This window comes from Martinezella sp. CNPSo 3964 (assembly GCF_057784375.1).
In genome coordinates this window covers 423,781-445,552 of record NZ_JBXSOW010000004.1, presented here as the reverse complement: position 1 = coordinate 445,552, position 21,772 = coordinate 423,781, and the positions used below count along the sequence as shown (strand labels likewise).

Below are 21,772 nucleotides of genomic sequence, written 5' to 3'. Positions count from 1 at the left end.
CGAATACGTTATGAGGGCTCGAAGACCATCGCCGGGCCTCCGGTGCCTATCTCGCGGTATCAACATGTCCGGTCAGCACCTCGAATCGATCACCATAAGACCCGCAGTACGAGCCGATGCCACAGTCCTCGGATTCTATGGCGCCGCGCTGATGTCGCTTCACAACACGTGGGATCCAGCTCGCTTTATTCCCGCCGGGCCAACCACCCCAGACAAATACGCTTCGTGGCTCGCGAGCCAGATTGTCCGCGAGGATGTCGTCGTCCTCGTAGCGGAGGATCGGAATTCTATCATCGGTTATGTCTACGGTGCGCTGGAGGGCGCCGACTACATGGCTCTCCGAGGTCCTGCGGGAGTTCTTCACGACATTTTCGTTGATCCGCAGAGACGCAGGGAAGGTGTCGGCAGACGCTTGCTCGAACAGGCCATCACGATGCTTGCAGGAAAAGGCGCTCCGCGGATCGTCCTTTCAACCGCCTACAAGAACAAGGGCGCTCAAGCTTTGTTCGACCGGATGGGTTTCCGAGCGACAATGGTCGAAATGACGAGGGACGTCGAGTGAACGGACATTCCGCCATCGGCGTCCGTTCAAGAATGGCCTCTTTCTAGCCAACCACCCGAAGCCTTTCTACGGCTATTCCCGCGACCGGCAGAGCATACCGCAGGCCGTCCTTCTTAATCCACGCCGAAGCCCGTCGTTCAGCCACGGGATATGTTCGTGCCTGATCTTCATATCGACACGCTGAAGGTGAAGCGCAGGAATTTTCATTGAATCACGGCTGACGACTTGCAGGTCGCGTGTTCATCTTGGTTCAAGAGCAAAACCGCCTATAGGCGGACCGACATCCGATTCATCAGGAAAGACCGTACCAGGCGCCGCGGCCGGCACCGTGCAGGATGAGGTGTCCTTGATCCACAAGTGCCTTGAGATGGTCCTTGATGGTGTGACGGCTTGCATCGGTGATCCGGGCAGCCTCCGCGACCGTAATGCGCCCGTGCTCGCGCGCCAACTCGAGCAATGTGACGGATAATTCCGGCATGTCGGCGAGGATAATACGCTCGCGCTCCATTTTCTTCTCAAGCCGGGTCTTCTGCCGATGCAGGGCTCTCAAAAAGAACTCGATCCAGGGATTCCAGTCGGGCTCCGCGCTGCGGATCGTTCCCTGCGTGCGCCGAAGCGAGATGTAATAGCTCTCCTTGCTTTGCTCGATGATGCTTTCGAGCGAGCTGTAGGGGACGTAAGCGTAGCCAGCCCGCAGGAGCAACAGGGTGGTCAGAATACGCGATAGGCGGCCATTACCATCCTGGAAAGGATGGATTTCGAGGAAAACGACGACAAAGATCGCGACGACTAAAAGGGGATGGAGCCGCTTTTCTCGCCCTTGCTCATCCAGCCAGACGATCAGTTCTTCCATTCGACGCGGCGTATCGAACGGCGATGCCGTTTCGAAAACGATGCCGAGGCTCTCGCCGTGTTCGTTAAACGCTTCGACATTGTTGGGGACGGTTTTGTATGCTCCTCGATGCCGCTCATCCTTTGTCGAATGCGCAAGAAGGTCGCGGTGGAGCTGACGGATATGGTTCTCGGTGAAAGAAATAGCCTCGTAAGCACCGAAGATGGTCTCCATCACCTCCGCATAGCCGGCAACCTCTTGCTCGTCGCGTGTCGTAAACGATCCCAGGCGGATGTTTGCCAGCAGCTTTTCGACCTCTCGGTCGGTGAGGCGTGCGCCTTCGATACGTGTGGAGGAACCGACGCTTTCGATCGTGGCGACACGCCGGAGGCTGGACAGCCGCTCAGGTGCGATCCGGCCGATCGCGCGCCAAGCACCTTTGAATTCGTCGATTTCAGCGATCAGCGACAGGATTTCGGGCGTGATCCGGACGGTCGCCGTATTTAGAATTTCCATTTACCCATCCATTCCCATCCAATTCCTGAGACGCTTCATGCACTATTTATCCATCCATTTCCATCCAATTTCCACGGGGGAGTTTGTCAGATCTGTTAGTTGATCGCGAGCTAGATGACTGGCCAGTATCACACAAGCGGATTCAGACTTTGCAGCGAGAAGAGAAGATGTACGAGGACGACAGCTATCAAAAATGCGAGCCGGTCCTCATATGTCATTGGCAAGGCACTCGCGGCCGAAAACGAGTACTGGGATTCCCAAGCCTCTGACGTCTCTAGGAGCCCGGATGAGATATACGCGAAATAACAGCGGGGTCGCAGGTTCGACCCCGCTCAAGGCGAAGGTATGAAGGGCAGTGGTCGAACGGTTCCTCGGTGTGAAATTTCCTTTTGATCATCAGCGAAAGACATGTTCGCGGAAGCCGGGAAGCAGACAAGTCGCGATCGCACGAAGCCTGTTGGATAGTGCGATCGCAAACATGCATCAGATCGAAGCTTTAATCTTCGCCGCAATTTCCGGGGACACCCACTTCCCCCAGATTTCTGGGTGTTCCTTCAGGAAGTGCTTGGCGCCTTCTTCTCCAGTTGCTTGGTTTTGGGTCATCCAGGCCATGAGGGCGTTGACCGCCTTGTTGTCCCAGCTACGAGCCTTGAAATAGTCGATTATCTCCGGGTCCGTGCGTTCAATGAACGCCTTGGAAGCGGTCGTGTAGACATGATCCTTCGGGAAAGTGTTGGGTTTAGGATCCGGGCAGCTTTCAACAGAGATGCAACGCTTCCACTCTGCTGCGTCATGATCGACACCGAAGTCGACCCTGACCATGTCATACATGCCGAGAAGCGAGGTAGGTTCCCAATAAAATCCGAGCCAGGGTTCCTTATGCTCATAGGCCTTGGCCATCGAACTATCAAGCGCCGCGGCCGATCCGGTGTCGACAAGGGTGAACCCCTTATCCTCGGCTTTGAATGCCTTTGCCAACTGCTTCGTGGCAATCGTGCCGCCCCAGCCAGTCGGACCGTTTATGATCGCACCTTTCGACGGGTCTTCCTTGGACGGGAATGCTTCGGGATGAGCCAGAATCTCACTAATCTTATTGATGTTAGGATCCTTCTCCAGCATGTAGCGCGGAATGAACCAGCCCGACTGACCGCCGTCCGATAATGAGGCAGACAGCTCCACGATCCGGCCGTCGGCGAGCGGTGGCTTTATGATTTCTGGAAAGAGATCGACCCATGCTTCAGGGATGACGTCAGGTTTTCCTTTTTCGGATTGGGAGGTGATCCCCGAGGCCGCGTCGACGACGACAATCTCGGCGCTGCATCCGAATCCTGCGTTAAGGATGATTTTGTCGAGATTGGAGAGCACCTCGGCACTCTGCCAGTTCATGCTTGCGATCGTGACCTCCCCGCAGCTCGCCGCGAGGGCAGCGTGCGAAACGAACGACATCGACAATGCAAGCATGGCCCCATAAATAGTCTTCTTCATGTTCCTTACTCCGTTGGTTGTTTGTTTTCGTTTTCTTCTGGTGACGGCCGTCAGGATTTTTGCCTCGACGGGAAATGCAAACGTCCTAAGGGGCGACAGCCGTCAATTGCCGGCCCCGAAGGTATTTTTGATGTGAACTATTCCGCCGCCTCGTGGGTGACGAGCCAGGGCGCAATCCAGTCGCCGCTCACTCGCAGCTCGATGCGCGCGTCGTCCTCGACGATTTTGCAAACGGTCATTTCGCCAGCGTCATCGCCATACCTCTTGCTTGCCTCCCGGAAGCGCGCGTAGCAGGCGTCGGTCATGTCCGAACGCGTGCCGGTCTCGTCCATCAGCTCCTTGATGAGCGAAAGGTCTTTCAGGCAGAGCTTCAATGGGAAAGAGGGGTCGTAGTGTCCCGCAAAGATCGATGGGACGTCGTGCTGCATGACAAAGCTGTCGGCTGCGCCACCCTTCATCACCTGCCACCAAACGTCTGGTTCTAGTCCTGCTTTCTTGGCGCACACCATGGCCTCGCCGATGGCGGCCGCGTGGACCTTCCAAAGCTGATTGTTCACGAGCTTCGCGACGTAGCCGTTCCCGTAGCATCCGACCTTGCGCAATTCGCCCATCGCCTCGATCACAGGACGAGCAGCCTCTACATCCTCATCACTTCCACCGACAAACATCGGCATATCGCCGCGGATCGCGGCATCGACAGAGCCGGTGACGGGGGCATCGACCGGCCTGCCGCCTGCTGCCACGAACGGCTGGATCAGTTCGCGCATAAAGCGTGGCGAAGACGTTGTGAGGTCGATCCAAAGCTTGCCGCGACAGTCGCCTCGGATCAGACCGTCAGGTCCGTTCAAGACCGCGTCCAGATGTGGAGGTCCAAAGACCATCGACACGACACAATTGACTTGATTGATCATATCGCGGGGACTGTCCACCCATGTTGCACCCATCGTGACGTGTTCGGCGGCCGCCTCCCGCCGCAGATCGAATACATATGTTTCGAAGCCGGCGCGGATCACGTTCTTGGCGGCATTGCCGCCCATCATGCCGAGCCCAATAAAACCGACCCTCATTAATGCCTCCCCGGAACCATTGGATGCCGGGAGTGTAGGGCCACGCTTCCCTATTAGTAAAATGAGAAGAGTCTATAACAAGAATTGGTTTTCTTAATAGGGTAGCACAATGCGTGCGACGTGAAATGAGTGAGGAACGTCGGTCGCACATTGTTCAAACGAAAGCGCAGGCAATCGCTTGCGATCGTCAGAGCAATTCCACCATTCGCCTTTTCCAGATGGTAGAGGCGGTAACGCTCCTTCGGCATTCCATCCTCCGAATAGGCGGGCTCATGCGATGTCGACATGATCCGGTTTTTCAGGGCGAGGTGCTTTGAACGGCTGGAGAAGCGGGTCTTTTGATGCCGACATCGTGTGAGCTCATCGTAGCGGGCCAGGAGGAAGATCCGGTGCGGATGCGAAAGATTGCGAGGCCGTTCCATTTGAAGACCGGGAGTCATGGATGGAACGGCCTCTTCGACGACCTTGGGACGTCGTCGATCGGAGCGGTGGTGTCTGAAGGTCAGATTGATGCCGATGCCGGCGTCATTTCCGCTTGCACCTCGTCGTGACATCCGACGACGGCTGCGGCGAGCTGTTTGAAGGAGACAGTGCCAACGGGCCGTCCAGCCGAATCAAGAACCGTGGCATCATTTTCAGAACGAGTGGCTAACCGCCTGAGGGCTTCTTCGATCGTCGAATTGGAGGGAACTGTCATCGCCGTCGGCACGATATCCGTATGCCATGGCCGCATGACTGCATCCACCTGGATGATGCGGCCACGATTCACCTCCTTGACGAACGCTGCGATATAGTCGTTTGCCGGGTTGAGTACGATATCAGCCGGAGTGCCCTGCTGAATAACCTCGCCGTCGCGCAGAATGGCGATCTTGTCGCCGAGGCGAAGTGCTTCGTCGAGATCGTGGGTGATGAAGACCACAGTCTTCTTCAGTTCCTTCTGCAGGTCGAGAAGCACGGTCTGCATATCGACTCGGATCAATGGATCGAGAGCCGAGTAGGCCTCGTCCATCAGAAGGATATCCGCATCGTTGGTCAACGCGCGGGCAAGCCCAACACGTTGCTGCATGCCGCCCGAAAGCTGGTTCGGGTAGTGGTTCGCGAAGCCTTCCAGCCCGACCCGTCTGATCCAGATATCGGCGCGCGCTTCGCGCTCCGCCTTCGGCATACCCTGGACTTCCAGGCCATAGACCGTGTTCTGCAGCACCGTACGGTGCGGCAGCAGGCCGAATTTCTGGAAGACCATCGCCGTCTTGTGGCGGCGGAATTCGCGCAGTGCTTCCTCGTTCATCTTGCAGACGTCGGTGCCCCCGTAGAGCACTTCGCCCGAAGTTGGATCGATCAGCCGGTTGATATGGCGGATCAGCGTCGACTTGCCGGAGCCGGACAGCCCCATGATGACGGTGATGCTGCCCCCCGGCATGCTGATGTTAATATCCTTCAGGCCCAGGACATGGTGGTGCTCTTTGATGAGGTCCGCCTTTGACGTGCCATTTTTCACGACCTCAACAAGTTCACGGCCACGCGCGCCAAAGATCTTGTATAGATTTTTGATCTCAATCGACTGACTAGCCATGAACAACCTCCCGATGCTTTTGCAGGCGCAGGCCATAAGCCTGGCTAATGCGGTCGAAGATGATGGCGATGCCGACGATGGCTAGGCCGTTGAAAACGCCGAGTGTGAAATACTGGTTGGCAATCGCCTTCAGAACAGGTTGGCCGAGACCCTGAACGCCGATCATCGAAGCAATGACCACCATGGCGAGCGCCATCATGATCGTTTGGTTGATGCCGGCCATGATGGTCGGCAAAGCCAGGGGAAGCTGGACCTTGCGCAGCATTTGCCATCGCGATGAGCCGAAGGCATCCGCCGCTTCGAGTACGTCGCTGTCGACCATACGAATTCCGAGGTTGGTCAACCTGATCATTGGTGGCAATGCGTAGATAACGACGGCGATCACGCCGGGCACACGACCAATGCCGAGTAGCATGACGACTGGTATGAGATAAACAAAGCTCGGCATGGTCTGCATCACGTCGAGGATTGGAGTGACCACTTTCTGCAACCGATCCGAGCGTGACATTGCGATGCCGATCGGAATGCCGATGGCGATCGACAGGACGGTACAGACGAAGATCATCGACACCGTCCGCATCGTGTCGTCCCACATGCCAAAATAGCCGATCAGGAGCAGGGTGATCGAACAGCCGACCATCACCTTCCAGCTCCGGCTGGCGAACCACGCGACGCCAGTCACCATGAGGATGATGAGCGGCCAGGGAGCTCCGGTCAGTAGCTTTTCGGACCAGATCAGAAAGCTTTGCAGCGGACTGAATAGGGATTCGATGCCGTCGCCATAGGCGCGAGTGAAGGCACGAAAGCCTTCGTCCACGCTCTTTTTCAACTCGCGCAGCATGTCGTCGTTCATGGTTGGGAATTTCCAGAGCCAATCCATGTTGGTTCCCCTTTTTCTTTTGTCGCAGCCCACGCGGCTGATTGCTCACCCTTGTCTCCCTGGCGCGATGGGTGAACCCGGGCGCTTCTCCCGCGTGAGCCGCAGCTGCCCACGCATCAAAAGTTCAATAAGGCGCCTGTACCGGCCCCATGCCGACATAGACGGTCTTCAGCTCCGAATAATGCTCCAGCGCCGCCAGCGAGTTCTCGCGGCCGAAGCCGGATTGCTTGGAGCCGCCGAAGGGGATTTCGACCGGGCAGAGATTGTAGGTGTTGATCCAGAGCGTGCCGGCCTCGAGCTGGTCGACGACGCGGTGGGCGCGGGTGAGGTCGGCGGTGAAGACGCCGCCGGAAAGGCCGAACTCGGTGGCATTGGCACGAGCGATCACCTCGGCCTCGTCATCGAAATCGAGAACGCACATGACCGGCCCGAAGATCTCTTCGCGGGCGATCGTCATATCGTCGGTGACGTCGGCAAAGACGGTCGGCTGGATGTAGTAGCCTTCGCCGGAGACATTGTTCGGAATGCCGCCGCCGGTCAAAAGCGTCGCGCCCTCGGCCTTGCCCTTTTCGATATAGGCGAGCACCTTTTCGCGCTGCGCCCAGGAGACCATCGGGCCGATCTGCGTTGCCTCGTCCATCGGGTCGCCAATGAGCATGGCGTCGGTGCGGACTTTCAGGCGCTTCAGGAATTCGGGCTTGATCTTGCGGTTGACGAAGACACGCGTGCCGTTCGAGCAGACCTGGCCCGTCGAATAGAAGTTGCCGAGCATCGCGCCGCCGATGGCGCTGTCGATGTCGGCATCGTCGAAGACGATCAGGGGCGACTTGCCGCCGAGCTCCATGGTGACATGCTTGAGGTTGCCGGCAGCAGAGGCCGCGACCTTGCGGCCGGTCGGCACCGAACCGGTCAGCGATACCTTGGCAACGTCGGGATGGTTGATGAGGAGCGGCCCGGTTTCGCGATCGCCTTGGATCACGTTGTAGAGACCCTTGGGCAGGCCGGCCTCGATAAGGATTTCGGCGATCTTCAGCGCGCCGAGCGGCGTGTTTTCCGAAGGCTTGAACACCATGGCGTTGCCGGCGACCAGCGCCGGCGCGCCCTTCCAGCAGGCGATCTGCTGCGGGTAGTTCCACGCGCCGATGCCGACGCAGACGCCGAGCGGCACGCGCTTGGTATAGGCGAAGTCGCCGCCGAGCGGGATATAGGAGCCGTTGAGGCCGGCGGCCGCGATGCCGCCGAAGAATTCGAAGCTGTCGGCGCCAGACGTCGGGTCGGCAACGACGGTTTCCTGGATCGGCTTGCCCGTATCCAAGGTCTCCAGCTCGGAAAGCTCGCGGTTACGCTCGCGCATAATGTCGGCCGCCCGCTTCAGGATACGGCCGCGCGCCGTCGGGCTCATGGCGGCCCATTCCGGCTGCGCGCGGCGGGCAGCGGCGATTGCCCTTTCGACGATGGCAGGTGTCGCCGCGTGCAGGCGGGCGATCACCTCGCCGGTCGCCGGATAGATGCTTTCGATAACGGTGCCGTCGGTGTCCTCGACATATTCCCCGTCGATGAAATGCGAGGCTTTCGGTTGTGCTTCAAGTTTCATTGTACTGCTTCTTCCATTCGATCGTCCGGCTGGGCTTTCGTCTGCGCCTGCTTAAACCCCGCTCTTGGTGTCATGATACATGTAGAGGTTTGCGATCGGCTCGATGATGTTCCAGACACCCTTTATGTCGGGAGTGATCGTGACGAAGTCGTCAGCCTGGATGTCGAGCCTGGTTCCATCGCTGAACTCGATTCGCGCACGTCCGCCAGCGACGAAGAAGGAGACCGCGCGGTTGTAGTGAATCTCGAAGGGTTCTGGCCCGGTAGCTTCCCATTTCGTCCACGCGGCCGTTTCCCGCTTCGTGTCTTGCGACGCGGTCTCCCGGCGAATGCGATCCGTGGAAAAATTACGATCCGACTGCACGGTCATGGTGCACCTCCGCGTGGGCTTTGAAATAGGGGACATCGACAGGCGCCAGCGGCCTGCGGCCGCGAATGATGTCGGACGCCTTTTCGGCGATCATGAAGGTGGCCGCGTTGATGTTCGCGCTCGGGATGGACGGGATGACCGACGCATCGACGATACGCAGCCCTTCCGCTCCGATAAGACGGAGGCTGAGATCGACAACCGAACGTGGATCGGTCGTTCGGCCCATGCGCGCGGTCCCACACGGATGGAAGGAACTGGACACGTCCTGCCGGATAAACGCTTCCAGATCGGCATCGGCTACGCACCGCGCGCCCGGTGCATCTTCCCGCTTGCGGTATGGAGCGAAGGCGGGCTGCGCAAGTATTTCTCGGCCCATTTTCAATCCTTGCAGCGTTTCGCGCCTGTCGCGCTCGGTTGCGAGGTAGTTCGGATCGATGAGCGGAGGCTGCGAAGGATCGGCAGATCGAAGCCGGACCGATCCGCGGCTCTCCGGACGCATCGGGCCGACGCCGAGCCGATAGCCACCAACGCGCGGATCAGGGATCCAGTTCGGGCCGAAAAATACCGGGAAGAAGTGGATCTGAAGATTGGGATGGGTAACCGAGCTGTCGCTTCGAAGAAAGGCGCCGACATGGCACTGGTTGACGGCTGCCGGTCCCTTCTTGAAGGCGAACCACTGGAATCCGGCCGACACCATCTTGTCGAGCCGCAAATGTTGGTTGAGGCTGTACTTGAGGTCGGACTCGACCTGGATATGGGTCTCGAAATGATCCTGCAGGTTCTGTCCAAGCATGGGCACATCAATGACCGGTTCGATCCCCAAGCGGCGAAGATCGTCTGCAGGTCCGACACCCGAGAGCATCAGCGCCTGGGGGCTGCCGAACGAACCGGAACTCAAGATGACTTCCTGGGAAGCGAATACGTCAGTGATTTCCGAGCCGCGCTTTGCGCGAACGCCGATTGCGCGGTTCCCGTGGAAGAGAACCTTTAGAACCTGGCATCCAGTCTGCACGTGGAGGTTCTTCCGCGCCGGTTGCGAATGGAGGTATGAGTTCGACGAGCTTGATCTGACGCCGGCGCCCACGCTCATCTCGAACTTGCCGACGCCTTCCTGACGGAAGCCATTGAAGTCCGCAACTTCTTCGTGTCCTGCTTGACGGCCGGCATCGAGAAAAGCCTGGTTCAGGGTACCAAGATGCTGCTGGCCCTTCACCCGCACCATTCCTTCGGACGAACGAAACGGACCCTCGGCGCCTTCGAGCCGCTCGAAACGCTTGAAGTACGGAAGGCAGTCCCGGTAGCCCCAGCCATCGCAACCATCCCGGTCACGCCAGTCATCGAAGTCCCGCGGATTTCCCCGCAGGAATGTCATTCCGTTGATCGAGGAGGAGCCGCCAAGCACTCGACCGCGTGGCTGATCGATCTCGCGGTTGCCGAGGTTCGCCTGGGGCGTGGTCTTGAACCAGTAGTTATAGGTGCTGGTCGGCTTGAAAGCGGAGCGAAGGCCGGCAGGCATGCGCAGGATCCAACTCTTGTCCGACGGGCCTGCTTCGAGCAGCAGTACAGAAGCGCGCTCGTCTTCGCTGAGCCGGCTGGCGAGGACACACCCCGCGGTGCCCGCGCCAACTATGATGAAATCGTATCCTTCGGCGCGGAAGGTTTTCAATGAGGTTCTCCAATATTGAAGGATAGCTGTTTCGCACGTCCACGAGCTTGTCCTAACGCGGCGATAGGAGACTAGACTGATGTCCCGCGATTGGTAAAATGAGAAGTCTCTATGAGCAGAATTGGGGATCTTAATAGTGATCGACCTCGACCTCAGATTGCTGAGATCCTTCGTTGCCGTCGCGTCGGAAAGAAGCTTCTCAAGAGCAGGGGAGAAACTCGCCTGTTCTCAGGCTACGGTGTCGCTTCGGATCAAAAGCCTCGAGGACAATCTCGGACGGAAATTGTTCGATCGAAGCTATCATCTGGTGGAGTTGAGCGCCGCGGGCAGGGAACTGCTGCCGCATGTTCGCGGCCTCCTCGACCGTCACGATGCGTTGGTTGATCATCTCCAGAACGGCAAGCTTGCGGGCACCGTGAACCTCGGCATCGCAGAAGACTACGGCGAGGCATTTCTATCCCGATTGATGCGCGTGATGGACGAATCTTTCCCAAGCATCGAGCTAAGTGTGACCTGCTTGATGAGCATAAAGCTCGAAAAGCTTCTGGAGGCGCGGAAGCTTGACTTGGCGATCGTCACCTTGCCAAACCGTAAGATCCACTCGACAATTCTTAGCCTGCCGAAACTCGTGTGGGTAGCGTCCAACGATTATGTCTTCGATAAGAAAAGGCCACTGCCAATGGCCTTCTATGCCGAAGGGTGCGCGTTTCGCGCCGCTACGCTAGAGGTTTTGAAGAGCGAGGGCCTCTCCTACCGCGAAGTCGTGACGACTGGCAGCGGCGAGGTCATCAAGAGCGCTGTTAGTTCCGGAACGGCGATCACGGTGATGGCGGAGGGGACGGTGCCGCATGGCTTCTCGGTGCTTCCAAGAGAGATAGGTCTTCCGGATCTTCCAAAAAGCTGCATTCAATTAGTCGAAAGAGAAGACGGGCTTTCAAAGGCGGCGCAGCAGGTCAAGTCATCGGTGATGAAGCTGCTCGGCGTTCAGGCGGGTGTATAAACCGACAGTGTTCATTTGCGTCGAGATTTCATGACAAGCCGAGAGGGTATGATTCGATACAGAAGTCAGAACTTTGAGGCAAAGGTAAAGGCAGCGAGTCGCAAGTATTGACCTCGCGGTTCTGCAGATCCTGGGAGCCACAGCCTTTTTGGCTGCGATAACGACAACCCTTAGTCGGGTTCGTTGATACGCACTTCCGCAATCACCGGCACCATCCTCGGATGGCGCCGAGTGTGCAGGTAGGGATCTGATATGGTTCCACAAATCGTACCACGCCGGATCGGATGCCTAAGTCATTGATAATGTGGGATGCGACATGAAAGCAGCGGTTCGATTCCCTTCACATCATGCCAGCCCATTTTGCACTCTCGCAACGTCGCTCGGATCGAAGTTCCACCGTTTAGCTGTTGCCAATTATCCACTTCGCGCTGAAAAAATCTATGTTGCGCAACCGAGTAAAATGCTCGCTTGACTTGCGTTAAAATAGTATTGTACCGATTAGATCGGTCATGCTGTGGAGGCATGACCCATTCTGCGTAGGGGTGGCGTAACCTCTTGGAATGCAAGGCTTGCCGGCTGATGGGCGTTGCAGTTTGCGAGCAATGTGGGGCGTACTTGGATAACAGTTTTGTCTCTGAAACGGAGCATGTCGCTGACGCGTCTGCTCTCGACGATATTGGTGTGCCTTCTGTTGATGATCTGAGTGATCAGCCACAAGGCGCCCGGTCGAATATCATGATTAGGTTACCGCGAGACGGTGACTGGAGCGCACTTCGTGATCTTGTGCGCAAGGTTCACGAACGAACGGTGTTTTCGCACATCCCATTTTCCGATCGGAAGTATGCCGCAATCGAAGCTCAGGCACGCAATCCTCAGCCGCATCAGTGCTTGCTGGTTGCGGAGGTTGACGGTCGTGTTGTCGGTCTCGCGTGGTTTTCGGCCGGGGAATATCTGCTTGGTGAAGGCACGGTCTTGACGACAACGCACCTGCTCGGGGTTGATTCAGAGTTCTGCGGTCCGTTTCGAGCGGCGAAGGTCTTTGTCAAGCTATTGCGCGGGGTGGCGGCCTGGTCGAAGACGCGTGGTGCCCACCAAATCTTGGTTCATGTTACCACTGGTTACGCGCTCAAGCAGACGGATCGGCTCATTCGAGCAGGCGGCGGCGTTTGCATCGGCGGAAGTTACATGATCGATGTCTAGATCGCGGGATGACTGGGGCGGTGTGCGCAGTCGGACTGAATATCGAGGGTAGTATGTGTCTATCAATATAGGGAAACCAGATGACCTCGTTTGATCTGCCCTGGACCATCGGCCCTGTGCCGATCATTTTAACGATTTGGTCGGCCATTATCTTTGGAAGAACTGTCAGTTCCAGGCGTGCGCTCAAGATCGGGAGCGGAAATATCGCTTCAGCATTTCTCTTGTCGATGGCATTCTCTTCTGTCCTATTTCAGGTTCTATATCCCTACGGCGGATTTGAAATATCAATATTCAGCCAATTTTTGGCGGCAATTGCCTGCTGTCTTTCTACAAGTATTGTTAACTCCATTAGCGCGGAAGAAACTGACTTCCCCCGGAAGGATTTGCCCATGATTACCGGGTTGAAGGTTTCCATTGTTAGCATAGTTATATTTATTGCATTCAACGCTTGTTATTTCCTATTGGGCGGCGAAAACTCATGCGTTGGGCCGAGATGTTATGTATTTTCATATTTGTTTGGAAGAAACGACAGGATATTCTCTACACTATATATTGGATATGCTGCTCCGGCTATATTCTTGACTCTCTCTCTATTTATCATCTTGGAAATGCTGAAAAAGCTTCGTTTGCATTTTCGCACGCGTTAGTCGTGCGACCACTTGGGGGATACTATGGCTGATCTGAAGAGCTATGACGGCAGTGATCTCTTTGGCGATTTCGCGCAGACCCAAAGGGAGAAAATCAGTAATTTCTTCACCTATACACAGTTCGCGCTTGGCGTGGGTCAAACTGTTATAGGCTTTAATATCTTGAACCAGTACACTGCTGCACCAGCGCGCTACTTGCCGAGTGTCCAAAGGGCGCTTCCACAAATTGACGCATTGGTGAGATCCGCATCGTTTGACGCAATTGCTGCGAGGACGACAAGCTACGGCATCGAGCGCCTCGCGACGACCGCGGCTCGAATGGGAAGCTTCACCAAAATGGTCGTGCCGCTGACGATCGCTGAGGGTGTGGCTGACGTCGCAACTTATCAGGGACCAAGTAAAACCACCAGAGCCGTAGGCGTCGCCGTCGATGATGGGGTTGGCATTGGCGTAGGTGCGATGGTCGCAGGGGTTGCTGGATGGGCGCTGGGGGCTACTGCGGTTGCAACCCCACCTGGTTGGATCGCGCTTGGGATTGGCGCCGTTGCAGGCCTTGGTTATTCGATCGTCGCAAGCAATAAAGTACGAGACGGCGTGACTGCTTTTCTAGATAAACCAGTGCCATCGGTCATGATGACTCCGATGCCGAACGTTGATTTGTCGCGTTATTATATGGCTGTGGATGGTCCGTCGGCTCCTTTCCCCGGCAAATTCGCCGATGATCTCGGCATCGGTGCTCCTCCCGCTGCTGGGGGGCTCAGGTCCGCCAGCACGCCGAGCTATGGTGGTCCGGGTTTTGATGGTGCTTACGGTGGGTCATACGGAGGACAGGACGAGGGCAGCCGTGCTCGGGCTGCGCAATCGCTAGGGGCAGGGGCTTTTAGCAGTCCCGCTAGCGCGCAACCTAGTGCATCCAAGTATAACTATGACGGCAGCCCGGCCTATAGCTATTCGGATCCATATTCGAACTCATATACCGCCGGCGTTTATTCGCCGACGCTTGGCCTCGGCCTTGGGACCCCAACCGATTTCGCACCCGCGGTCGGTCAGACAGCGAAATGGGCAACAGCGGATGTTTATGACACCGCATCCCTCACCGGACTTTACTCTGGCGCCGTATCCGCGCCTCGAGTCCAACCGCCGCCGGCTCCGGTTCCGGTCGCGCCAGTTCAGCCGCAGTATGCACCGTTGCCTTATTATGGGCCGGTGCCAGCGGATCGTCCCAGTGATTTTTCACACGCGATCGGCCAGTTCGCGCCCGCTCTTGGAACATTTGCTGCCGGCTTTGCTCCGACCCTGGGGGCTGCGGCAGTTGGCTTTGTTTCGGGTATCGCCGGCGTGGTTGGCGCGTTTGTGCACGATGCCTTTGGTGGCAGCTCGAGCGGCAAGACCAAGCCGGTGCTTCTCGATCTCGATGGCAATGGCGTGTCGGTCGACACTCTTGCCTCGTCGAACACGTTTCTTGATCTCGACAACAGCGGCTACATGCGCCGTACGGCATGGGCCGGCAAGGGCGATGGCGTGCTGGTGTTCGACGCCGATGGCAACGGCAAGATCAGCAGCTCGAAGGAATTTGCCTTTACCGAATGGGACGACGCGGCGAACGGCGACCTCGAGGCGCTGCGCAACGTGTTCGATACCAACGGCAACGGCAAGCTCGACGCCGGCGATGCGCAATGGGCGAAGTTCAAGGTCATGGCCGATGGCCAGATGGTGTCGCTCTCTTCGCTCGGGATTACCTCGATCGATCTGACCGCCAAGGGCAGCGGCCAGACCTTCAGCGATGGTTCGGCGATCACCGGTACGACCACCTTCACGAAGTCGGACGGCACAACAGGCATTGTTGGGGACGCGGTCCTGTCCAACGAGACGGACAGCCATATCATCAAGAACACGGTCGTCGTTAACGCTGACCAGTCGAGCACCCGGACCATCCTTGGCTATAACGCCGACGGTACTCTGGCTTTCCAAAATCTGGTCACCACGAGTGCGGACGGTAGAACCGTCCAGACAAAGTTCGACGACGATGGCAACGGCACCTACGACCGCTCGCAAACGGATGTGACGACAATCGCGGCTTCCGGCGAGCGCACGCGCGTCATCTCCAACTTCAATGCCGATGGTTCGCTGGTCGAGCGGACGACCACGGTAACGAGCGCGGACCTGAAGACGATCACGACCTCGGTCGATAAGGATGGCGACGGCAGAGACGATCAGACCCAGATCTTTACGACCAATGTCGATGGGTCGAGTGTGACGACGACCAAGGAGTTCAGCACTTCGGGCGCGCTCCTGCAACAGAAGCTCGTCCAATCGAGCGCTGATGGTCTGACGAAGACAACCAAGACGGACGCGAACGGTGACGGCGTCTATGAGGCGGTCACGACGGAGACCACGCTGATCGGGTCCGACGGCTCGCGGACGCGGACGGTCAATAATGCAAGTGCCAATGGTACGCTCCTGTCGGGCGACACGACGGTCATGAGCGCCGATGGCCGCACCCGAACGACCAGCAGTGATCTCGATGGCAACGGTACGCTGGATGATCAGGAGCAAACGCAGCGAACGATCTCGGCCAATGGCGATGTCACGACCGTGGTGACCACGACCAACGGAAACGGTTCGCTTCGCGGGAAGGTTACGACCGTTGCGGCTGCGGATGGGCTGTCGACAACGGTGTCCTCGGACCTCACCAGTGATGGCGTTGCCGATCGTGTTCATTCCGACGTCACATTGGTTGCCAGCGATGGGACGCGAACGCAAACGGTCCAGGATGCCAGCGCCAGCGGCGTGGTTCTGTCGAAGAGCGTCACGACCACGAGCGGCGACAGCAAGGTGAAGACGATTTCCGTCGACGCGAATGGGGATGGAGCGGCTGATACCATCACCTCCATCACGATGGCGACGGATGGCTCAACGTCCCAAGCCGATAGCAAGTTGAACCCCAACGGCACGCTCGTCTCCAAGGCCGTCACCGCGACCAGTGCTGATGGGCTGTCTAAGACCTTAAGTACTGACCTCAATGGCGACGGATCTTTCGATACGGTTCTGACTGATGTCATAACCGCAGGGGCCAATGGCGCTCGCGTCGAGACGGTAACCAACAAGAGCGCCAACGGCACTGTCGTTGCCAAGACGGTGACGACGACGTCTGCCGACAGCCTGACACAGACGGTGCAGTCCGATCTCAACGGCGACGGCGCGTTCGATAAGACGGTCACCGATGTGATCACCCTCAACGCCGGCGCTCGCACGGAAACGGTCACGACCAAGAGCGGCAACGGCGCGCTGCTGAGCCAGACTGTGACGACGGTCAGTGCCGACCGCAAGACGACATCGGTGACGAAGGACCTCGATGGCGACGGTCATATCGACACCGCATCGGCCCAAATCATTGCCGCGGACGGCAGCCAGACGACGACCACGGTACAGGGCAGTGCCGACGGTTCGCTCCATCGCAAGACGATCGTGACGGTCAGCGCTGACAAACTGACGACGACGACCGTGGATGATCTGAATGGCGACGGTACGGTCGATGCGACCACCGTCGACCAGACCGTCATCAATGCCGATGGCAGCCGCACAGAGACGGTGACGGACAAGAGCAATACGGGCGTTCTGCTCGACAAGGCGACCACCATAACCTCAGGCAATGGCCTGACGGTCACTGTTCAGAAGGATGTAAATGGCGATGGCATCGTTGACACCAAGACGGTGAAGGCGACCGTCCTCAACAATGACGGCTCCAAGACGACTACGACATCGGATTATGCCGGCGCGGCGCTCACCGATCAGACGAAGGTGACCGTCAACGCCAATGGGCTGATGACCAAGACCGATTACGACTACGACGGCAATGGCACGGTCGATCGGTCCGAGACGTCGACGAAGACGTTGAATGCTGATGGTTCGACCTCGCTGGTGGATGCCGTCAGCACTGCCAGTGGCACGCTTTTGTCGAAGACGACCAATACCGCGACCTCGGACGGCAAGACGGTGACGAGCCAGGTCGATCTCGATGGCGACGGCAAGATCGATACGAAGACGACGACTATCATCGATGCGACCGGCCAGACGACCAAGACCGTCGAGACCTACAAGACCGGCACGACGACGCTCGCCAGCCGCTCAGTCACGATGACATCGGCCAACGGCCTCTCGGTCACAACAAAATCCGACCTGGATGGCGATGGTACTTACGAGCAGGTACTCAGCGACGTTACTACGCTGAATGCAGATGGTTCGCGTACGGAGGCCTTTGCCCGCTCGGCCAACACGGCCCCGGTCGAGTTGACGAAGGTCACGACATCCGCCAACGGGTTAAGCAAGACGACCGTCGTGTCCGACGATCTGATTGGCTCCGCGACACGGAGCGAGATCTATCGCTTGTATCATGCGATTTTGGGTCGAGATCCCGATGTCTCTGGGTTTCAGAATTTTTCTAATGATTTCAATAATGGCATATCAGCGGTCACTATCGCCGCCAATCTGCTCAACTCTCCTGAATTTGCACAGAAATACGGAACCCTTACCAACGTCCAGTTCGCTACGCTGCTTTACCAAAATGCCTTGGGAAGGGCTCCAGAGCCTGGCGCCGCCGAAGGCAGAGACGCTCAAATCAATGCGGGAACCTCGCGAGCAGCAGTTGCTCAGCAGATTGCCGATTCTCCGGAAGGGCAAGCACACACCGCGGCTGGGGTGCAGGCCTGGGCAATTAACAATCCGAGCATTGTGCTTTCACCCGTCAGAACCACCACCGATGTCACGACGCTCGGCGCGGATGGTTCGACAACCGAGATCGTCACCAATAGCGGCGTGATCGCCAACAAGACGACGACCACGACGAGCGGTGACGGCAAAACTGTCACAGTCGCCTACGATATCGACGGTAACGGCGTCCTGGATCAAAAGTCCGTCACGACGAAGAATGCCGACGGAAGCGTGACGCAGACCCTGTCCGATCTGACGTCGGCGGGTGCCGTGTCGCACTCCAAGACGGTGACGACGGGCGCGGGCGGCTTCAACACGTTGGTGAGCTACGACACCGACGGAAACGGCGCCGCCAACAAGACCGTCACGGATCTGACGACGCTAAATGCCGATGGCAGCAAGACAACAATCGAAAAGACCTATACCGTCAACGGTAGCGGTTCGCTGGTTCTGAGTGCGGTCACCCAGACCGACACCTCCGCCGATGGTCTGACCGTGACCACGAAGTGGGACCAGACGGGCTCCGGCACCTTCACCAAGAGCCGCACTGACGTGACGGTTCTCAATGCTGACGGTTCGCGTACCGAGACCGTCAGCTATTTCACCGGCGCGACGCTGACGAGCCGTTATCTGACCACGACCAGCGCCAATGGCCTGTCGATCACTTCTCAATCGGATTTGACCGGAGCTGGCACCTATGCCCAGACCTCGACCGATGTCACCGTGGTTAACGCCGACGGAACCCGGACGCGGACGGTTTCGAGCACCAAGGCAGATGGGTCGCTGATCTCGAAATTCGTCACCACGACAAATGCCGACGGCCTGGTCGTTTCGACCAATGAGCAGCGCACCGGGCTCGCAACCCAGACGATCAGCGATACAGTGGAGGTTCTCGCCGACGGCGCCAAGCGCGAGACTCTCGCGACAACGGATGCGTCCGGCAAGCTGCTGGACAAGACCATCACGCTCACCAGCGCCGACAAGAAGACGGTGACGATTGACCGCGATGCCAATGGCGATGGTGTCATCGATCAACATCAGCAGACGGTCACGGCAGACTCCGGTGTCGTGACGCAAACTGTTACCGATTATAAGTCCGCCGGCGTCAAGGGCGACAGCTCGACCAGCACGACCACAGCTGACGGCCTGCAGACAACGACCAATTGGGACCTTGATGGGAACGGTACCGTCGACCGCCGCCGTGTCACGGTCAATACCAACAATGCCGATGGCAGCAAGACCACGGTCATTTCCGATACGGATTTGACCACGGGTAAGCTCGCTTCGAAGACGACGATCCAGCAATCGTCCGACGGCATGGTGCGCACGACTTCCAAGGATGTCGATGGCGACGGTACGGTGGATCAGGTCGAAACGCTGACCGCCGATACGACTGGAGCTACGGTCTCGATCATCACGAACAATGCCACCGCCCAGAAGATCGATTATCTCCTGGCCGGCCAAGTCTACTGGAAACAGGCGATTGCCGCCAAGGTGGGAACTGATAGCTCCGCCGATGGCCGCACGAAGACGGTGAAGTATGATTATGACGGGAATGGCACCTTTGAAGTCGTCATGCAGTCGCAACTTCAGGCCGATGGCTCGACGGTGGTGACCGTCACGGAGACCAATGCCAGCGGCGCGGTCGTCGCTAAGGGCACGATCACGACCAGCACGGATGGCCTGATCACGGTTCTCAGCAAGGATACCACCAATGACGGCGTCATCGATCATAAGGAAACCTCCATCATCCACAATGATGGCTCGATCACATTGACGAAGGTCGATCTCAACGCAAGCAGCGCGGTGACGCAGACCGTCGTCGACACCGTTTCGGCGATGGGCAATCTGACGCTGCGTGTGACCAGCAATGGACAGGGCCAAAAAACCTCGCAGGTGGCGATCGCCGGTGACGGAAGTTCGGTGACGACAAATTATAATGCTGCCGGTGGACAGGTCACGAGCGTCATCAATGCCAACAAGGCTGGTATTCCCACCTCAGCCGTCCTTTACGATCCACTGAATACCAACCCATGGACCCGTGCGGAGCAGTCTTTCGATGCATCCGGCAAGAAGACGTTGGAAAAGCAATACAACGACGATGGCTCGCGGACGGAGATTACCTTCTACACCCCGACCGGTGATCAGCAGCATATCGATTTCTTCAATAGTGCGGGACAGAAAATTGCGACGCGCGACTTCGATGTTACCAACGCCACGGATTGGAGCCAACTCGACAAAAGCTTCAATGCCAACGGACAACTGGTCTCGCAAGCCGCTCAGTTCCATGATGGTCACAAGGCCAACTGGTTCTGGGACCCCACCAATGCCCAGTCATGGTCTCAGATCGTGCAGAACTACGATGCTGCCGGCCGGATGATCTGGCAGACCGTTCAAAACGACGACGGTACGAATAGCAGAACCGATTACGATGTCACCAATGCCAGCAATTGGAGCCGGCTTGAGCAATATTACAATGCCGGCGGTCAAAGGGTCTCGCAAATCGCCTACTACGACGATGGCACGAAGGGCATCTGGATGTGGGATCCCACCAATGCCCAATCCTGGTCCGAGATCGACCAGTCATTCAACACCGCCGGTCAGATGACCAATCAGAATGTCATCTATGACGATGGCAGCAAGGTGCTTTATGCATATGACCCAGGCAATACTCAAAGTTGGTCGCAGATCGTCGATGCCTATACATCGTCCGGAAAACTGATTTCCGATACGAACTATTCGGATACGAACGGAAAATACACCGTCACGACCTATGACGTGAACAACAACCAACCCTGGACAAGCTTGGTTCAGAATTTCGTTAACAACGTCATCAACACGGCAAGATCCAACAATGATGATGGTGGCTATACGAATTATCAATACGACAGCTCGGGGAAAAACACGGCTTGGCAACGCTACGCGTATGGAACCGGCGGTGGCGGAGGAAGCTCTGGCCTTCATATGGTCGATCAATGGCCCCAGTCAGGTTCCGGTGGAGGCAATAGACCGGTCCTTCTCGATCTGAACGGTGACGGCCATATCGACCTGCGGCCTCTCGATACCAATGCGCTCGCTACCGGCTCATCGGTCACCTTCGACTGGAATAGTGATGGAGCAAGGGATGGCACCGCTTGGGTGGGGCCGCAGGATGGCTTCCTGGCGATCGATCTCGGCGAGGACGGCCAGTCCGGCCCGGATGGCAAGATTGATCAGTCGAAGGAGCTTGCCTTCTCCGAATGGGCAACGCCGGATCAGGTGGCGGCCAATGGCGGCTCGGTCTCCGACCTTGAAGGTCTCCGTCTTGCCTTCGACAACAACCATGACAACGTGCTCGATGCCAGCGATGATCGATGGAGCGAGTTCCGTGTCTGGCGCGATGCCAACCAGAATGGCTCTGTCGACGATGGCGAGCTGCAGACCATGTCGGAGGCCGGCATTAAGCTGATCAATCTGCTCCATACGCCGGAGGGCAGCCAGTCCTTCTCCGATGGATCGGCGATATCAGGCACGAGCTCCTATCAGACGAGCGATGGCACGTCGCATTACCTCGTCGGCGATGCCACGCTCGCCTATCAGCCGACAATCTCGAAGCAGAATGCAGCGTGACGAGCCTTCAATAACAACCAGGATGTCGGCTCCTTTGCCCGACATCCTCACTTTCAGCCTCT

At 57.6% G+C, this 21,772-nt stretch carries 13 protein-coding genes; 5 read left to right on the top strand and 8 right to left on the bottom strand.

Annotation, left to right across the window (positions count from 1 at the left end):
* Positions 1 to 64: 64 nt before the first annotated feature.
* Entirely contained in the window at positions 65 to 562 is a 498-nt protein-coding gene (locus AC13Q5_RS15995) for a GNAT family N-acetyltransferase (RefSeq protein WP_488502347.1), read from the top strand.
* Between the two features lie 292 nt (positions 563 to 854).
* Here AC13Q5_RS15995 and AC13Q5_RS15990 read toward each other — a convergent pair whose 3' ends face one another.
* From AC13Q5_RS15990 to AC13Q5_RS15955, 8 genes are all read right to left on the bottom strand, one after another.
* A complete protein-coding gene (locus AC13Q5_RS15990) occupies positions 855 to 1,910 on the bottom strand; it encodes a Fic family protein (RefSeq protein ID WP_488502346.1) in 1,056 nt (351 codons plus the stop codon).
* 483 nt (positions 1,911 to 2,393) lie between these two features.
* On the bottom strand, positions 2,394 to 3,395 hold the full coding sequence (locus AC13Q5_RS15985) for a glycine betaine ABC transporter substrate-binding protein (RefSeq protein ID WP_488502345.1): 1,002 nt from the start codon (positions 3,393 to 3,395) through the stop codon (positions 2,394 to 2,396).
* A gap of 137 nt (positions 3,396 to 3,532) precedes the next feature.
* Positions 3,533 to 4,462, bottom strand: coding sequence for an NAD(P)-dependent oxidoreductase (locus AC13Q5_RS15980; protein ID WP_488502344.1), 930 nt, complete (start codon positions 4,460 to 4,462; stop codon positions 3,533 to 3,535).
* A gap of 502 nt (positions 4,463 to 4,964) precedes the next feature.
* A complete protein-coding gene (locus AC13Q5_RS15975; RefSeq protein ID WP_488502343.1) occupies positions 4,965 to 6,035 on the bottom strand; it encodes a quaternary amine ABC transporter ATP-binding protein in 1,071 nt (356 codons plus the stop codon).
* The gene (locus AC13Q5_RS15970; RefSeq protein WP_488502342.1) at positions 6,028 to 6,915 is read right to left on the bottom strand and encodes an ABC transporter permease; all 888 of its coding nucleotides are present in this window, start codon (positions 6,913 to 6,915) and stop codon (positions 6,028 to 6,030) included. Before AC13Q5_RS15970 ends, AC13Q5_RS15975 begins: the two co-directional genes overlap by 8 nt.
* 124 nt (positions 6,916 to 7,039) lie before the next feature.
* Entirely contained in the window at positions 7,040 to 8,509 is a 1,470-nt protein-coding gene (betB, locus tag AC13Q5_RS15965) for a betaine-aldehyde dehydrogenase (RefSeq protein ID WP_488502341.1), read from the bottom strand.
* 51 nt (positions 8,510 to 8,560) lie between these two features.
* A complete protein-coding gene (locus AC13Q5_RS15960; protein ID WP_488502340.1) occupies positions 8,561 to 8,878 on the bottom strand; it encodes a hypothetical protein in 318 nt (105 codons plus the stop codon).
* On the bottom strand, positions 8,856 to 10,544 hold the full coding sequence (locus tag AC13Q5_RS15955; protein ID WP_488502339.1) for a choline dehydrogenase: 1,689 nt from the start codon (positions 10,542 to 10,544) through the stop codon (positions 8,856 to 8,858). Before AC13Q5_RS15955 ends, AC13Q5_RS15960 begins: the two co-directional genes overlap by 23 nt.
* Before the next feature lie 136 nt (positions 10,545 to 10,680).
* On the opposite strand from AC13Q5_RS15955, the gene AC13Q5_RS15950 reads away from it, so the two are divergent.
* From AC13Q5_RS15950 to AC13Q5_RS15935, 4 genes are all read left to right on the top strand, one after another.
* Positions 10,681 to 11,544: a LysR family transcriptional regulator gene (locus AC13Q5_RS15950; protein ID WP_488502338.1), complete on the top strand. Its 864-nt coding sequence runs from the start codon at positions 10,681 to 10,683 to the stop codon at positions 11,542 to 11,544.
* A 615-nt stretch (positions 11,545 to 12,159) separates the two neighbouring features.
* On the top strand, positions 12,160 to 12,744 hold the full coding sequence (locus AC13Q5_RS15945) for a GNAT family N-acetyltransferase (protein ID WP_488502337.1): 585 nt from the start codon (positions 12,160 to 12,162) through the stop codon (positions 12,742 to 12,744).
* An 80-nt stretch (positions 12,745 to 12,824) separates the two neighbouring features.
* Positions 12,825 to 13,391 (top strand): hypothetical protein, encoded by a 567-nt coding sequence (locus tag AC13Q5_RS15940; protein WP_488502336.1) that lies wholly within the window; start codon positions 12,825 to 12,827, stop codon positions 13,389 to 13,391.
* A 1,338-nt stretch (positions 13,392 to 14,729) separates the two neighbouring features.
* Positions 14,730 to 21,710: a beta strand repeat-containing protein gene (locus AC13Q5_RS15935; protein ID WP_488502335.1), complete on the top strand. Its 6,981-nt coding sequence runs from the start codon at positions 14,730 to 14,732 to the stop codon at positions 21,708 to 21,710.
* The last annotated feature ends 62 nt before the right edge of the window (positions 21,711 to 21,772 follow it).

Bases quoted from the DNA above. Each gene is read 5' to 3' on its own strand.
- AC13Q5_RS15995 (WP_488502347.1), top strand. From the start codon at position 65: ATGTCCGGTCAGCACCTCGAATCGATCACCATAAGACCCGCAGTACGA.
- AC13Q5_RS15990 (WP_488502346.1), bottom strand. From the start codon at position 1,910: ATGGAAATTCTAAATACGGCGACCGTCCGGATCACGCCCGAAATCCTG.
- AC13Q5_RS15985 (WP_488502345.1), bottom strand. From the start codon at position 3,395: ATGAAGAAGACTATTTATGGGGCCATGCTTGCATTGTCGATGTCGTTC.
- AC13Q5_RS15980 (WP_488502344.1), bottom strand. From the start codon at position 4,462: ATGAGGGTCGGTTTTATTGGGCTCGGCATGATGGGCGGCAATGCCGCC.
- AC13Q5_RS15975 (WP_488502343.1), bottom strand. From the start codon at position 6,035: ATGGCTAGTCAGTCGATTGAGATCAAAAATCTATACAAGATCTTTGGC.
- AC13Q5_RS15970 (WP_488502342.1), bottom strand. From the start codon at position 6,915: ATGGATTGGCTCTGGAAATTCCCAACCATGAACGACGACATGCTGCGC.
- betB (WP_488502341.1), bottom strand. From the start codon at position 8,509: ATGAAACTTGAAGCACAACCGAAAGCCTCGCATTTCATCGACGGGGAA.
- AC13Q5_RS15960 (WP_488502340.1), bottom strand. From the start codon at position 8,878: ATGACCGTGCAGTCGGATCGTAATTTTTCCACGGATCGCATTCGCCGG.
- AC13Q5_RS15940 (WP_488502336.1), top strand. From the start codon at position 12,825: ATGACCTCGTTTGATCTGCCCTGGACCATCGGCCCTGTGCCGATCATT.